Origin of the sequence: Aurantimonas sp. E1-2-R+4 (assembly GCF_036549515.1) — a bacterium.
Taxonomy (GTDB): Bacteria; Pseudomonadota; Alphaproteobacteria; order Rhizobiales; family Rhizobiaceae; genus Aurantimonas; species Aurantimonas coralicida_A.
In genome coordinates this window covers 1-1,108 of record NZ_JAZHLK010000142.1, presented here as the reverse complement: position 1 = coordinate 1,108, position 1,108 = coordinate 1, and the positions used below count along the sequence as shown (strand labels likewise).

The 1,108-nt window shown below is 56.9% G+C and carries 2 protein-coding genes; one reads left to right on the top strand and one right to left on the bottom strand.

Annotation, left to right across the window (positions count from 1 at the left end; genetic code table 11):
* Positions 1-68: 68 nt before the first annotated feature.
* Entirely contained in the window at positions 69-629 is a 561-nt protein-coding gene (locus VQ045_RS21760; protein ID WP_331831614.1) for an Arm DNA-binding domain-containing protein, read from the bottom strand.
* A gap of 365 nt (positions 630-994) precedes the next feature.
* On the opposite strand from VQ045_RS21760, the gene VQ045_RS21755 reads away from it, so the two are divergent.
* Positions 995-1,108 (top strand): transposase (locus VQ045_RS21755; protein WP_442879937.1); only part of this gene is annotated, 114 nt, incomplete at its 3' end.

Genomic DNA, 1,108 nt, shown 5'->3' with positions numbered 1-1,108 from the left:
TCCCGCAAATCTGATGAAACAGCCTTTCCCATGAAGCACCTCCTGCTCACAGAGAATCAAACCGAACATCAAATGGGAACCCGTCGATTCAAATTATTCGCCGGATGCTCTAGGCGCTTCCTTGCAGACTTGCCTGCGGCGATATCGGCCTGCATCCCTTCGATGTCACCGAGGCTGAGCGATCGCACCTGCTTCTTGCCGATTAGCGGCTTGATGTGCTGTTCGATGCGACTGCGATCCATGGCAAGCGTGCTCGGCTTGATCGGGCGGCGACGTCTCCCCAGAATACGACCCGATTCGGCGTTCTCGGTGAACCAGTCGCAAATCTCTGCAACGCTTCGAGCGACACGCGACGCTTTATTCACATCAGCCGGATCGGTCCCTTTCGATACAGCGACGAGCTTCTCGCGGGCGATGTTGCGCGCCTGCTCGACGGTCAAAACACCGTGCCGACCGATATTGATGCGACGGCTGCGTCCTGTCGGTGCGCGATATTGCAGGACATAGGATTTCAGCCCGGACGGCAGCGCCCGCACCCCGAAGCCGCGCGTTTCGCGATCCCAGAGGAACGCCTGGCCCTTGGTTGGGCACTCGAGAGCGTCGACGCTGCGTTTGGTGAGCTTGCCCATCGCAATCTCTCCAAATTTGCTGACACAACTGCTTACAAAGAAAAATGTAAGCAGGTTGTAAGCGGGCAGGAGCGTATCGCTGCGTATCTGCCGGATAGCGTAGAGTGAGCATCGGCCGCAAAAAGTCAATTTGCAAAGTGGTTTATCGTACTCTGGGTTGAAAACGGATATTGCCGGATAGATCAGCCGGGCACCTTGCCAAGGTTGGGGTCGTGGGTTCGAATCCCATCGCCCGCTCCAATTTCCTCCATGTCCGGCCCGGAGACATGGGTAACAGAGCGTACCTAAGAGCCTGAGCGAAAAGGAGTTGAGCGATATCAGCAGGTTGTGATTCCCCTACGTTGTCGAGACGATGGGGAATCGAGTTGGCCTGGGATGATACCGCTCGGCTTGAGCATAGCCGCAGATGCGTTCGCTATCCAAGCGATTTGACGGATCGGGAATGGGCGTTGATCGGGCCGATGCTGCCACCGGCCAAG

What these genes read in the sequence shown, in the direction of transcription:
- VQ045_RS21760 (WP_331831614.1), bottom strand. Translation starts at nt 629, where the DNA reads ATGGGCAAGCTCACCAAACGCAGCGTCGACGCTCTCGAGTGCCCAACC.